The sequence below is a fragment of the Sphingomonas sp. CFBP 13603 genome, from assembly GCF_014892665.1.
In the GTDB taxonomy this organism is placed as follows: Bacteria; Pseudomonadota; Alphaproteobacteria; order Sphingomonadales; family Sphingomonadaceae; genus Sphingomonas.
On record NZ_JADBIA010000021.1, the window covers coordinates 1 to 13,191 of the forward strand.

Here is a 13,191-nt window from a genome sequence, read left to right on the forward strand (position 1 = left end):
GCGGTTGGCACAGCGAACGCGTTCACCGGCTTCCCGGCAAAACCTATCATGTCGATGCCGCGCACATTCACCGGATCGTCGAACTGCCGACGAGCGAATGCTGGACACTTGTTCGTGCAGGTCCCCACACGCGAGAAACCCGGTTCTGGCGGTTTGGAGACAGGGTTCAGTCTCGGCGCTGGCATGAGCGAAAATGGACACTCCACCTGTGACGAACACGGCATGACGGAGGTTTCGGCGTGTCGTCACACGTGGCAACCGCTACCTAAACTGGAAGAGATCGGCGTGGTTGGCTCGATAAGGGGAATATTGCGGCCTATCCCGGTGACTGCGTGAGACAGGACGAAAGTGGAGCGGCAGCGCCGCCCCGTCGCCTCATTCTTCCCAGAGCGGCTTGAGCTTGCGAGCTTGCTTGCGTGCGGGCCGGGGTGTCTCAGGCATCCCCTTTTCCTCGATTTCTGCCTGGATGCGGGCCAGTTCCGTGAGCCAAATCCGGGTACGTGCGGTCTGAGTGTGCATCTGAACCTCCTGTTCGTTTACGACAGGGGCGGATTGACGAGCGGAATAGGTCGGGGTCACAGGACCGCGAGGCGGCTGCGAAGAGGGGCATGGAGGAACCGTTTTGCGGAGCAAATTGGAGGGGCCATGCATCCTTGACGCTGGCCAATTCCGCTTGTCACGATGGACAGCCGTCGACGACAGAGCCTTCCGACGGTGATGGGGCAGGGGAACGCCTGCCCCACGCGCCTTCTGCGCTTCTCCATGCACCTGCTTTCACGGGGAAAACGGTGCGGTTGATCGCACCGTAAGGTCCTGAGCCAGCCCAAGGATTGCGCCTTGAGAGCGGAGTAAGCACGCCGGCCGGAGCCTCGCTTGCGTTGGCGATGGACCGCCCAACGCGCGCCCCTCGGAAGAGACGGGACGCTGCCTGATTCCGCCAGGCCACTGCGCCTGAATAGCGATCGGGGGAATTCGATGTGGCAGTGGCACTCTTACCTGGGTTGAAACCAATTGCCGGTTCTTGAGAAAGACGTTTCCTGCGCGCTCGTGCGCCCGTCAGTCGATCGTCACCCGAATGGGCCGAGACCGGCCACGGGCTCGGTAGAGCGCACACGGAATAGAACGACGGTCCCGGCATCGCAGGGAGACACCCACATTTGCAGCTCTCCTTGCTACAAACTCAAATTAATTATGGGCTGTTCATCGTCACAGGTTTCGCCAATTCTCTCGTCAGCGTAAACAACATCGGGAGCTGATGAATGCGAATTGGTTTAGTGGCATGTGCCGGGATGGTGCTGCTTGCTGGATGCAGCAATCCGAAGAAGGCCAGCGAAGGTAATTTCGAAAAGGCGATCAACGCCTATCTCGAAAAGAAGCCGATGTGCATCAACGCGCCGACAAGCACCACAAAGGCAACCGGGCATGATGATGACCGCACACCGTATCCAGCGTATGTTGCAATGCCGACCGCGTCTGCGGGGCAGTCCAACTTCGAGGACAGGATCCGGTCGTTCGATGCGCTGGTTAAAGCTGGATTGGCGAGCACATCAACCGGAACGATCGATACCAAGGGTAGCTGGGGCAGCGCCGATGAAAAACTAGCGGTAAAGATCTATAATCTGACCGAGGACGGCAAGAAGGCGTTTGTCAAATCGCCTGATGGCAATCCCTACGGAAGCGAGTTCTGCTATGGTACGCCCGTGGTAGACGAGGTGACGCAGTTCACCGAGCCGAGCGATGCGTTCGGGGCAATGTTCTCGTCGGTCGCGTATACCTATCATGTCAAGGATCAGGCGAGCTGGGCGACCAATCCGGCGATGATCGAGGCCTTTCCGAGCCTGAAGCAAGCGACAGGCGACAAGCTTGAGGGGAAAACCACGGTGGTGCTCACGAACAACGGCTGGGTGGATAACCGGGACCGCAAATTCTAAAATGTAGAAGAGGCCCGGAGCTTTGGCTCCGGGCCGTGCCTGCCTCGATCAGAAGGGCACATCGTCGTCCAGATCGCTCTGGTCCTGCGTATCGCCCTGCTGTTGGCGCCCCCAGGTGAGGACGGTGACTTCGTCGGCGATGATCTCGACACCGTAGCGCTCGATGTTCTCGCTGTCCGTCCAGCTGGTGTAGTGGATGCGGCCCCGGACCATGACCTTCTGGCCCTTGTCGACATACTGCGCGACGGTCTTGCCGACGCCGTTGAAGCAGGTGATGCGGTGCCACTCGGTGTCCTCGACCCGGCGACCGCTGTCGTCCTTGAGGATCTTGCCCTCGCTGTCGCGCTTGGGGCGCGAGGTGGCGAGGCTGAACTGGGTGATCTTGGTGGCGCCCTGGGTCGTGCGGACTTCGGGCGTGGCGCCGACGTTGCCGGCGAGGATGACGAGGTTCTGCATTTCGACGTTCCTTTTTTGCTTCGCCGGGGGTCCTTCCCCCTCGACTGAACACCAAAAAAGACGGCCAGAACGCCCTCTCCACCGAAAGCGCGGAGACGCTGAAGGGGAACCCCGATCGAAGGAGTGGTGCGGGCAGCCGCGAAGCGGCAACTCGGTCCGATAGATCGCGGGTTGGAGGGGATGGACGGCCGGATTAGGTCGTTCAAGAAAGAGAGGGGATGGACCCCACTGGCGGGCAACGGATCTGGAACCGTTTGCAGGACCACCGTGTCGCATCTGCTGGCAATGTCGTGCCTCGATCCGTCACCACGGGCAGCTTGATACCCTGCCTGCCAACACCTCGCGCCGTTCGTACGAGGGCTGCTTCCCGGGGATGGCGGTCGTCGCATGGACCTTGGCATTGCCTTCCTGCGCCAGGCACGCGCGCCGTACCCCCGTCGATATGTGCTGAAAGTTGGTCGCGACGCGATCCGCCCCGCCAGGCGGCTGAGACCATAGGGCCGTTGTCGTGATGCCGATGAGGCTTTCAACAGGGGGCAAGCAGGACGCCACGTCAACAATCGTAGCGGCGTGACGGCCATGCCCCCCAACCGAGGGAGGTGGCCGGGTAGGCTCCGTCCTCGCCTCACGGAATCTCTCCGAGGCTGAAACAGGTTTTGGGCCAGCGCTCCCGTCTGTCGATCATCACTCGGATGCGCCGAGACCTACGGGGCTCGGTGACGCACAGTGAAATAGAGCGATGGTCCCGGCGCAGCCGGGAGACGCTCGGAGGTCCTCAGCCGGAACCTTCAATATGTCAGATCAGGGTGGTCCTCAGGGTCTTGAGGGCAGGGACCAAAGCGGCGAGCCGCTCAAGCTGGACCACAGCCTGCGCACTCAGTCTAGGCGTCACCGCACGGTCGTAGATCGCCATGCAGGTCTTCTTGCGGAGCCGGGAGTGGTAGACGATCCCATCGAGATCGGTCGTTTCATACAGCGCCTGGCTAAGGGCACGCGCCTCATCGTGGCGCTTGGCGCCGACGATGTCGGTCGAGATGCCAAGCTTAAAACAGGCGTCGCCGCGCAGCGTCAGCAGCCGGAGCGGCCGGGTCGCCGAAACCGCACACACGCCCCAATCGGCGATGTCCGACTGCGCCAGCTCGCGGACGGTCTTTCCCTCGAAACGGTCACGGATGATCGCTTCGGCGAGACAAGTCGCGAGATCCTCGGCAATATAGAGGATCCTGAAAGCCTTGGTGGGACTGGCAAAGCGGGTCTCGCCAAAGCCCATGCCGAGCGGCGTGCTGCGCAGCGACCAGGGCGTGACCCGCAGATAGTCAGCTGGCTCGATCCGGCGGGTCAGCGATGTGAGGATTTTCGGATCGAGCACCACCGCTGCCCTATTAGTCGATGTCTCGGTGGAAGTCCCGCAAGGCGATGACACTGACCTTATCCTGCTGCGTGGCGTGCAAGGCCGCCAGCGGTGTTTCTCCGTCCAGCGCGCTATGCGGCTGCCGCATCCAGAGCCATGCTGATCGCGCGTCCGGCGCGACCGCCAGGACGTCGGCGATGCCCTGGAGGGGACGGCCGTCGATGAACTGCTCGAGTGGATAGGCCAGCTTGCGCTGTCCGCGAAGCAGACCGATGATCGCGCCTTGCTTGTACCAGGTGTTGAGCGTCGTTCGCTTGACGCCGATCTGCGCCTCGATGTCGCTCGCACCACCCACTGGTCCCGCCCAGTCCTCGATCGCTTTTGGGGCCGCATAAGCGGCGACACGGGCGCGCCCTTCGCTAAGGCTGATCACCTCACCAAGACCGCTGCCTCGCGTCTGCTCGACAGGCTCGCCTTTCACCGTAGCAGCCGGCGTGAACTGGAGAGCGACCTGTTCTAGCGCAGCGCGCAGCTTATGCTCGCGCGCGACACCGCGCAGATCGACTGCAGGAAAGCCCGACATGACGTCCACTGCGATCGAGACGATCCGGGCCATGGTCTTGATCTCGGCGGCCGGGGCTTGCGGATTGCGTCCACGTAGGACTGCCTGCATCTCGACCACATCCAACGTCAACGCTGCTTCATTCATGATCGCCTCCGAATTAATTGAATAGATAGTGCAGATTGAACGGATTGTCCAGCCTCCACCGGACTTGAGCAACTAATCTGTACGAGCCCTAAAACGGTACCCATCCTCCGCTCGCACGACGAGCGCTGCGGCTGGCCGCCCTGTTCAACGGGAAGCGCCAGCAATGGCCACGGCCTGAACGGATTGAGCCGGACCAGCCGCTCCGTGAGGAGGTCGGTAGCCTCCTGCGGCAAAGCCGCGCGGGGCGAAGGCCGCTGACGCGACACCAAGCGAAATGCGGTTGCCGGTCGACGGCATCCAGGAACGGCCGGTCTCGCGAATGTAATGCGCCGCTGCAGTGTCACGCATATGTTCGTGGCAGGTGGCGGCTTCCTCTGAAATCGCTCAACTCAATTTTCGGTCGGGCTCTTAGGCTTTTCATTGAAAAATCCCGGGATTTTTACCGCCTTTGGCTGATGCAACCGGGCGGGTTTCGTATCGTGACGGCTTGAAATTGCGATTTACCGTAGGCTGGTTCAATCAAGTTCCCGCGTGCCGAAACCAACGTCTATCGCTTTTTATCGCGCCTTGCCGTTTACCTAGCTGCAACCATCTTCGCTTATCTGCTCGGGGCGCTGCATTCGTCGGCAAGGGTCTCCTGCTAAGCCATGATCAATCTCCCGCATCTGAACCCGCGCTTATATGCGCTCCGAGTGCTTCGAAGGCTTCACCAGGACGTACGGGGTAACGTCCTCACGCTGACAGCCTTCTATATCATGATCCTGTTGGCCGTTATCGGCTCGGGTGTCGATATGGGGCGTGCATACGCGGCCAGAACGACGCTTCAGAACGCGTGTGATGCAGCAGTTCTTGCAGGCCGTCGTGCTATGACCAGCGGTTCGATCGACAGTGCCGTAACTGCCGAGACGCAGAAGTTCTTTAACTTCAACTTTCCGCAGGGAACATTTGGGACGACCCCCTTCACCCCGGTGATCACCAGTACCAGCGGATCAAGTCAGACCGTTGTGCTGAATGCTGAATCGACTACCCCAGTTACCATCATGAGGATTTTTGGCTTCAACTCCATCCCGATCCGCGTCACATGCAACGCAAAGCAGGACTTCGTGAGTACCGACGTTGTGCTGGTTTTGGACACGACGGGATCGATGCGTGACAAGGCGACATCGACCGATGCGGACACGAAGATCGTCGCGCTTCGGAAGGCCGTTCTGGCACTTTACGATCAACTCGCGACCGTGCAGACAAACCTTCAGGCAGCCGGCATGCGACTTCGCTACGGCGTCGTCCCCTATGCCAGTACAGTAAACGTAGGTGGTGCGATCCGGGCTGCGAACACGTCATACATGGTTTCGCAGGCAACTTATCAGACCCGCACGCAGACCTATGCCTACACGAGTCAGCAGACGTGCAACGCGCGATACGGAACGTGGGATTATGGCAGCGGCCTCTGCGAATACTTTAGCTACGGCGCCCGCAAGATGGACGTTGGCCCTTACCTGAACGGCCAGATCGTTCGTATTGCGGGACGTGACGGGGACGCCAATGCGAAGGTGGGCACATCCGATGCCAGTAGGTCGAACAGTGGCAGAACGCCCATTGCCGACTACTATACCCCCAGCCGCTACTCCACGGCTTGGGCCGGCTGCACAGAGGAGCGGCAAACATCAGAAATGGCCGCAAATGCGACGAGCATTGATCCGGGTGCGTACGACCTCGACATAGATCTCATACCGAATTCTGACGAGACGCGTTGGCGCCCCTACTGGCCGGAAGTCGAGTATCTTCCCTACGATTGGGGCGGGAGTTCGGAAATTCGCAAGCCTCAGGTTGCTTGTCCCGCTCCCGCGGCCCCGATGACTGCGTGGACGCGAGAAGCGCTTTCAAGCTATCTGAACACGCTGACCCCCGACGGGGGGACGTATCATGACTTCGGTATGATGTGGGGCGCGCGCTGGGCTTCTTCACGAGGTATATTCGGAAGCAACAATCCGGACACATACAATAATATGCCAGTTAAGAAGTACATCATTTTCATGACTGATGGCCTCTTCGATACCGGATATTCAAGCCTCTATTCCGGATACGGTATCGAGCAACTCGATGCACGGGTCACGCCGGGCGGGAGCAGCTCCAACGAGGACGATCAGCTTGCGCGTCACAAGCAGCGGTTCGGTCTGCTGTGCTCCAAGGCGAAGACGATGGGCTACTCGGTCTGGGTGGTAGGCTTTGCGCAGCAACTCGATACGAGTCTAAAAAATTGCGCGAGCAACGTCGGCCAGGCATCGACCTCCGCCAACTCCGATGCGTTGCTGGCTAAGTTCGTCGAGATCGGCAAAAACATTGGCGCCCTTCGATTGACACAATGAAGACGTCGGTACGCGACATGTTTGAGCAAGAGAAAAAAACATCCGTGGGATGAGACGGTGATGAAGATCGTTCACGATGGATCAGAGCCCAGGGCCTCAGGCAACCTCACCCTAGACGCCTCAGGACACTTCCTCCGCTCAAAGACTGCAACAGTAAACTTCACATTGGCGGAGGCCAAGATCGTCATTGCTTTGGTTGATGCCGGTGCATCCGGCCTAAGTATTCTAGATATGGTTATATTGCTTAATCACGACGTATCAGAAAAATCTATCCATGTATGTAGAATGCACATATCAAAGATTCGTCAGAAAATACATTTGATAGGTGAGGAGCAGATCTCATTGAGTCTGGACAAAGCTCGACAGCGCTACGCTTTTGTCGCCCCGAAACCTTAGCGGCGTCACCGACCTCGCATCCAGGACCGGCGCAATTTCGGCGGCCTCGTTCCAATGCTATCGTTCGCCGCTGAGCAATCGCTTTGGCTGTTGCAGCAGGCGCTCCACGACGTTCGATGACGAGTTATTAAGGCCTGATTGTTAGGGAGCTAGGATGTCTCTGGTTCTAACCTCATCTTGCCCCCTCCGGCCATGCATTGGTACCAAGACTATCCGCGGCCATGGCGTGATACGCGTACCGTCCATGGCATGGGCCTGGACGTCGGAACGTGCACAGTGATGACGTCCAGAATACGCGGTTTCAAGAATCTACGCCAGGATGAGCGTGGCGCGACCTTGGTGGAATTTGCCATCGTAGCGATGCCGCTCATCATCATGATGATGGCAATGCTTGGTCTCGGCTTTCGCCAATACATCAGCATTCAGCTCGCCGGCGCGATAGATCAGTCTGCGAGGCAAGTTACCGTAGGAACGACGACGACTGTCGCAACGATCAAGGCGTCGATAACATCGCAAATCAGAGCTATTCTACCCGGTGCAACGGTCAACGTCGTACCATCCAGCTATGACGCATTCTCCAAAGTCGGTAAGCCGGAACCAATAACGACCGATACAGCGCCTATCGGCGTTTACAACAAGGGCGACTGCTTCGAAGATGAGAATGGCAACGGTGTTTGGGACGCCGACTCAGGCCTGAACGGAACCGGCGGGTCTGACGACATCGTCTACTACACCGCTACCGTCACATATCCGGAAATTGTTCCGATGCGGAAATTGCTAGGCTGGTCGGCGACCGAGACGGTCACCGCTACCGCTATGATGAAGAACCAGCCTTACGCATCCCAGGCCGATCCTGCAGTGATATGTTCTTAATGTCCGAACTGCCGAGAAACTTAGCTCGTGTCGTTCACGATAATCGCGGGCTTGCGCTCATTGAGTTTGCCATCGTTACCCCGGTCCTGCTTCTCCTAGGGTTGGGCGGACTTGAACTCGCAAACTACGTTAGCGCTAATCTGCGGATTTCACAGATCGCGATGACGGTCGCTGACAACGCTGGGAGAGTCCGAACCTCGATTGACGAGGCCGACATCAACGAACTTATGGTCGGTGCCAAGAAGATCGGCGAGCCTATTGGCTTTGCAGCAAACGGACGGATAATCCTGTCGGACCTTGAGCAGAGAACCAATGTTACCGGTGGAGCAGGAAGCACCTCCTCTACTAACCCGAATGGCTACCGGCAGTGGGTTCGTTGGCAGAGATGCGCAGGCGCACTAAAAGTTGTATCAAGCTACGGATTTCCGCTCGACGTTAATGGGGCGGCGGTTACCGATATTGGCAGCACCGTGAATGACGATCATGGGGCCGTAGAGACTAAGTCGCTCATATCGGGCATGGGTCCATCAACAAACTTGATCTCTGCTTCGACCGGTACCGCTGTCATGGTCGCCGAAGTAGTGTACGTATATCAACCGATTGTGCCGATAAATTATCTGGGCAACCTTACGATTAAACGGCTCCAAGCATTCAATGTCCGACAAAGGACTTCATACTCGCTGCGTAACGACGGCGCGCGAAGCGGAACGTCCCGCTCGGACTGTCGGCTAAACCTGACCTCCATTCCAGCCTAACGGGGAAGACCGGACGTTGAAACGCCTTTAACCAAGGTCTGCTGACGGTTCATTGATCGAGCGGGTTTGACTACCTTAGGCCCATCGACGCCAACACCAAGATCCATGCAGAGGCTTCTGCCGGTATCACGCCTGTTGAATACTGTCGCCTGAGCAAGCTCGCACGCCAGTGCGTCCGACAAGCTTAGGTATTCGCGGATGACCGTTTCAACCGCGGCACCTTCAATTGCAAATAGGCAGCTTGTCATTCCCCAAATCGGCGAATGAACCCATGCTCGCACATGGGAAGATGCCGCGAAGCCGGAGCGTCCGCAACTGATGCCGTGGACGGCACTCCACCCACGGCTGATTCGGAGTTAATCTGCTCAGTTCGAATGGAGGAGAAGTACCATGTCGGATATTCGGATTATCGGGTTGGATATCCTCGACGTTCCGTTCGGCCTGCTTGTGGGCGATCGGCTCGACAACGGCGATTTCGTGCGCCGCGTCCCGTACCGACATGCGTCGAGCGAATGGCTCCTGGTCGCGGCCCCGTTCAAGGGAGCGCCGGACGATCTCCTCAAGAGGGTCGGCATACTTGTAGCGCTCGACCTGACTGGCGAGCTTGTAATTGAGTTCCTAATCCTCGCGTGTCGTCGCGGTCATCGCGTCGGCCATGCTGAGGCCGGGGTTGCGGAGCTGGATCACGCCCATGTCGCGCGCGATATAAAGTTCTACCCAAGGCGGGAGAGATGCCCGAAAAGGCCCCGTTTGTTGCCAAGCCGTTTAACAAGCAGGTGGTGCACGGCCATTTGCGCGAAATACTGCCTGACAGCAAATTACCGGAACCGCTGAAAAGGCGGTTTAGTGCCACCATTGCTTTAAACTGTAATAGCGATCGAGATAGTGAGGGGAGGCGATCGCGCCTCCCCTGGTTTGGGTTCAAGCCTCTTCGGCAACCTTGGGGGCACGCGGCTTCCGCGCAGCCGTGGCCTCGTCAGCGGGCATTTGCACGGTCTGGCCAGGCTTGCGACCAAGGCCGATGGATTTTGCCATGGTCCGACGCGCCTCCGAATAAGACGGCGCTACCATCGGATAATCTGATTTGAGGTTATAGCGCGCGCGGTATTCCTCGGGGGTCAGTCCATTGGTCGAGAGATGGCGACGGAGTGTCTTGTACGGCTTGCCATCGATCATCGATATGATGTGATCTGGCGACGAGAGCGATTTGCGCGCTGTGACGGCAGGCTCGAAGGTTTGCATCGGCTCTTCGGCTGTTGCCGGAGCCGCTGTACCCGACAATTGCGCTACCGCTGCATGCATCGAAATCAGAAACGCAGGGACGTCATCCGCGCTGGTTCGGGTGTTTGGATTTGCCAGCCACGCGGCGGTCAGTTCGGCAGCCAGCTCAACTGCGCTGATGTCATCGCTCATCAAAATCTCATTTTTGTCAGGGGAGGGGGCAAGTAGATTCGATACGGACCATTTTCAATGGTCCAGGCACTGTTGCTGCTTTGCTGATAGCGAATCCAGATGCCCTCAAGGCATTCAGGTGAAGTGGTGACTTTTGATATATACGCGGGCCCCCTTGGCGGTAGGTTTTGGTCGAACGTGATCACCTATTGTTCGGATGCGTTCATCGTTCTCGACGACCCAAGCATGAAACTCCAGATCATCGAGAATTCTACCGGCCGCTGTCTCGACGGCCTGCCGCGTCACGACAAGAATGTACCGAACGCCATCCGCGAGAGCAGGTACTGTACAGGACTCTGATGTGAACATTGGGGTGTACCGATCTGTTGCTGCAACAGATACGCTGATCGATGCAGCAGAGATGCAGACGGTGTTGAGCCTATGCAACGGCGCTGCCAGTATATTGGCCATGCTCTTTGAACCTTCAGGCCATGACATTTGAGGTCTTAGCTGTCCGTCAGAATCCGGGGCAGGACAAGTCTAATTTGTCTGCCGTTAAAAGTCGGTCTGTCGCAGCGATAAGAAGTCTATCTGCAGGGCGTTGCGTTCTGGGCGCGTTCTGACGACGCGCTGGCGCCCGAGTTCACATCTCTCTTAGTGGGCCCACTTCAAAAGCCCATTTGCTCTTTCCGGCGTCTTTGGCGCGGTACATGGTTTGATCGGCTACGCGCAGTGTCCCCGCCACGTCTACGCCTGTCGCCGCTCCCAAACTGCAGGTAGCGCCATAATCTGCCTGACTGAGCGCAGCCATGACGGCGTCGTGGATTTTACGGCTTTTCCTTTCTGCGGATACCGTGTCGCGAACGGCAAGGCAGAATGCAAATTCGTCGCCGCCCAGGCGGGCGGTCACGTCATAGGGCCGGACGGCCGAGAGAAGGGCATCTGCCACGATACTCAGAACATCGTCTCCTGCGGCGTGGCCATAGCGGTCGTTGATCGACTTGAAATCGTCCACATCGATCAGCCCACACAGGAGTATCCGATTATCCCGTGCACTAGCCAGTTCCAGGCTGCTGCACTCCCTTTTGAACGCCCGACGATTACCTAGCCCGGTCAGGGGGTCGATCTGGGCGTTTGCCCGCTCCTGATCGAAGGTTCGGCGGAAAGCTCCGACGAACAGAATGATAAACATCACGCCGAAGACCCTTACGCCAACATTCCAGGCGGCGGTCGACGTTGAAACGGTCGAGGCCTGCGCGGTTAGGCCATCACCAAAGCCGTTGAGCTGCAGGGTTATGGCGACCACGATGAGGCCGAATACGAGACCGGCAATCCTGCCAAGGCACCATACGGTAAAACACAGGGGCACCAGATATACAGCGTTCAGAGAGAGATGTGGTCCTGTCGCATCATCCACGACCAGGACTGCGCTCCACATCAAGGTCAGCCAGACTGCAGCTACAGCCTTGTTCAGATCGGTTGATCTGCGCAGCGCCGCTTCGAGTGGCGACCATTTCGCCGGCGCGTTGCGGCGATCAGGATTGGGGGATGTGATGAGGCCCGGCGCGCCCTTCAAGGACACCGTGACCTACCCGATGGTACCAACACATTTGCTACAAGCTGTCGGCGACAAGAAACCCTCGATCTCCTACGCATGGTCAGGTGGCCGCACTGTCGCATCCGATGGGTTCATGTGCAGATATCGGCTGTTGAAGCCCCCTTCCGCTACCAATACCTCCCAATCCGGAATAGTCACGCCGCGCTTGCTGTGGGCAATAAGGCCATCGTTCACGAGACCTTTCAAGATCCTGTTGACATGAACGGCGGTCAAACCAAGGGTATCGGCGAGTTGCTCCTGCGTCATCGGCAGTTCGTATGCCTGACCGGGCGGCAAGCCGTGTTTGTCGAGCCTGAAAGCGAATTCGCACAGCAAATGGGCCAGGCGCGTGCGCGCGTCGCGACGTCCGATACCAAGCAACCATTCCCGCGACATCGATAACTCCACGATCGTTGTCACAATGAGCGCGTGTGCGACCGAGGGGCGTTCCGCCGCGAGCCGGCGCAGCGCCTTGTGGGGTATTGTCACGACCTCACACCGTGTCAGGGCCTGCACATTATTGTCTGCAGTGGCGAGGTGCAGCTGTTGCAGATCGTAGATCTCGCCGGGGATATGGATCGAGACGATCTGGCGTAGGCCTTCCACGCTGATTTTATGGCGGAAGGCGAGACCCGAAACCAACATGCCGCAATGGTCAGGCGTATCGCCGTCTCGAAGCAAATAACTGCCGGCTTCGAAAAAGCGTGACGCGTACGGTAGTTCGAGCAGGCTGACCCGATCTTCCACCGAGATAGGCGCGTGGAGCGCAAGTTTGTCGACCATGCAAACGAGCGGACTGATGTTGGCTATGCTCATGATCGATCCCACCAAATGCAAGGCGGGATCGCGTGCACTCTATATGATGATAACGGTATCAAACTCTGCCTTGAATTAATCTACCATAACGCAACAAAATTAAATATTGATGAATAATATTCAGACAGTTAATTCAAGCCTCTGTAAACAAGTCGTTTTGATAACATAATTCGATGCAAAAACCTATGTTCTTGATATCAGACTAACATATGTTGGTAATAATTACGGATTTTGTTGCCGGCCCCTCTCTTTGACTAACCGTTCTCAGAACTTGAATTCCTGCTTGAGTCGACCGCAGAGTTCCTGTCGCTCGAAGCGCTTGACGGGATTGCTGACCTACGTGCTGAACAGCACCGGATCAGTAGTCTTGCGTACGCCTCCGGTAGACCCGGGGTGGTTCAATATCGCTATGTCTCGGCTTCAGAACCGGAGGATGGCTCAGCACCAACCGACTGCTTAGGGTGTCATTTCGCCCTTAGGGTCAGGACCCATTGATGTGAGAGGCGCGATCTGATTCAGGCTCCGTGAGGAGAGCGTGGATGAGCGACC

At 57.9% G+C, this 13,191-nt stretch carries 14 protein-coding genes; 7 read left to right on the top strand and 7 right to left on the bottom strand.

Going from position 1 to position 13,191, the window contains the following annotated elements; all coding sequences use genetic code 11:
• Positions 1-336 (top strand): hypothetical protein (locus tag IFR23_RS20070; protein ID WP_206759268.1); only part of this gene is annotated, 336 nt, incomplete at its 5' end.
• A 39-nt stretch (positions 337-375) separates the two neighbouring features.
• On the opposite strand, the gene IFR23_RS19815 is transcribed toward IFR23_RS20070, so the two are convergent.
• Positions 376-519 (bottom strand): hypothetical protein, encoded by a 144-nt coding sequence (locus tag IFR23_RS19815; protein WP_192977283.1) that lies wholly within the window; start codon positions 517-519, stop codon positions 376-378.
• Positions 520-1,259: 740 nt separating this feature from the next.
• Here IFR23_RS19815 and IFR23_RS19820 point away from each other — a divergent pair.
• Positions 1,260-1,931 carry a hypothetical protein gene (locus IFR23_RS19820; protein WP_192977284.1) on the top strand — a complete coding sequence of 224 codons (672 nt, stop codon included), beginning with the start codon at positions 1,260-1,262 and terminating at the stop codon, positions 1,929-1,931.
• Between the two features lie 48 nt (positions 1,932-1,979).
• Here the strand turns inward: IFR23_RS19820 and IFR23_RS19825 are convergent, their stop codons facing one another.
• From IFR23_RS19825 to IFR23_RS19835, 3 genes are all read right to left on the bottom strand, one after another.
• Positions 1,980-2,387: a single-stranded DNA-binding protein gene (locus IFR23_RS19825; protein WP_192977285.1), complete on the bottom strand. Its 408-nt coding sequence runs from the start codon at positions 2,385-2,387 to the stop codon at positions 1,980-1,982.
• Positions 2,388-3,183: 796 nt separating this feature from the next.
• Complete coding sequence (locus IFR23_RS19830) at positions 3,184-3,759, bottom strand: RES domain-containing protein (protein WP_192977286.1); 576 nt, start codon at positions 3,757-3,759, stop codon at positions 3,184-3,186.
• 10 nt (positions 3,760-3,769) lie between these two features.
• Complete coding sequence (locus tag IFR23_RS19835) at positions 3,770-4,447, bottom strand: antitoxin Xre/MbcA/ParS-like domain-containing protein (RefSeq protein ID WP_244647458.1); 678 nt, start codon at positions 4,445-4,447, stop codon at positions 3,770-3,772.
• Positions 4,448-5,094: 647 nt separating this feature from the next.
• On the opposite strand from IFR23_RS19835, the gene IFR23_RS19840 reads away from it, so the two are divergent.
• The 5 genes from IFR23_RS19840 to IFR23_RS19860 all read left to right on the top strand — a co-directional run bounded on the left by IFR23_RS19840 (position 5,095) and on the right by IFR23_RS19860 (position 9,671).
• Positions 5,095-6,813: a pilus assembly protein gene (locus IFR23_RS19840; protein WP_274599212.1), complete on the top strand. Its 1,719-nt coding sequence runs from the start codon at positions 5,095-5,097 to the stop codon at positions 6,811-6,813.
• Between the two features lie 60 nt (positions 6,814-6,873).
• A complete protein-coding gene (locus IFR23_RS19845) occupies positions 6,874-7,209 on the top strand; it encodes a hypothetical protein (RefSeq protein WP_192977287.1) in 336 nt (111 codons plus the stop codon).
• A 249-nt stretch (positions 7,210-7,458) separates the two neighbouring features.
• A complete protein-coding gene (locus IFR23_RS19850) occupies positions 7,459-8,082 on the top strand; it encodes a TadE/TadG family type IV pilus assembly protein (RefSeq protein ID WP_192977288.1) in 624 nt (207 codons plus the stop codon).
• Positions 8,082-8,837 (top strand): TadE/TadG family type IV pilus assembly protein, encoded by a 756-nt coding sequence (locus IFR23_RS19855; RefSeq protein ID WP_192239369.1) that lies wholly within the window; start codon positions 8,082-8,084, stop codon positions 8,835-8,837. The genes IFR23_RS19850 and IFR23_RS19855 overlap by 1 nt, the downstream gene beginning before the upstream one ends.
• Before the next feature lie 390 nt (positions 8,838-9,227).
• Positions 9,228-9,671: a hypothetical protein gene (locus IFR23_RS19860; protein ID WP_192977289.1), complete on the top strand. Its 444-nt coding sequence runs from the start codon at positions 9,228-9,230 to the stop codon at positions 9,669-9,671.
• Positions 9,672-9,758: 87 nt separating this feature from the next.
• Here IFR23_RS19860 and IFR23_RS19865 read toward each other — a convergent pair whose 3' ends face one another.
• The 3 genes from IFR23_RS19865 to IFR23_RS19875 form a co-directional block, all read right to left on the bottom strand.
• Positions 9,759-10,250, bottom strand: a complete 492-nt coding sequence (locus tag IFR23_RS19865) for a MucR family transcriptional regulator (RefSeq protein ID WP_192977290.1) — start codon at positions 10,248-10,250, stop codon at positions 9,759-9,761.
• 622 nt (positions 10,251-10,872) lie between these two features.
• The gene (locus IFR23_RS19870; RefSeq protein WP_192977291.1) at positions 10,873-11,811 is read right to left on the bottom strand and encodes a diguanylate cyclase; all 939 of its coding nucleotides are present in this window, start codon (positions 11,809-11,811) and stop codon (positions 10,873-10,875) included.
• Positions 11,812-11,877: 66 nt separating this feature from the next.
• Positions 11,878-12,642: a Crp/Fnr family transcriptional regulator gene (locus IFR23_RS19875; protein ID WP_192977292.1), complete on the bottom strand. Its 765-nt coding sequence runs from the start codon at positions 12,640-12,642 to the stop codon at positions 11,878-11,880.
• Positions 12,643-13,191 lie beyond the last annotated feature (549 nt).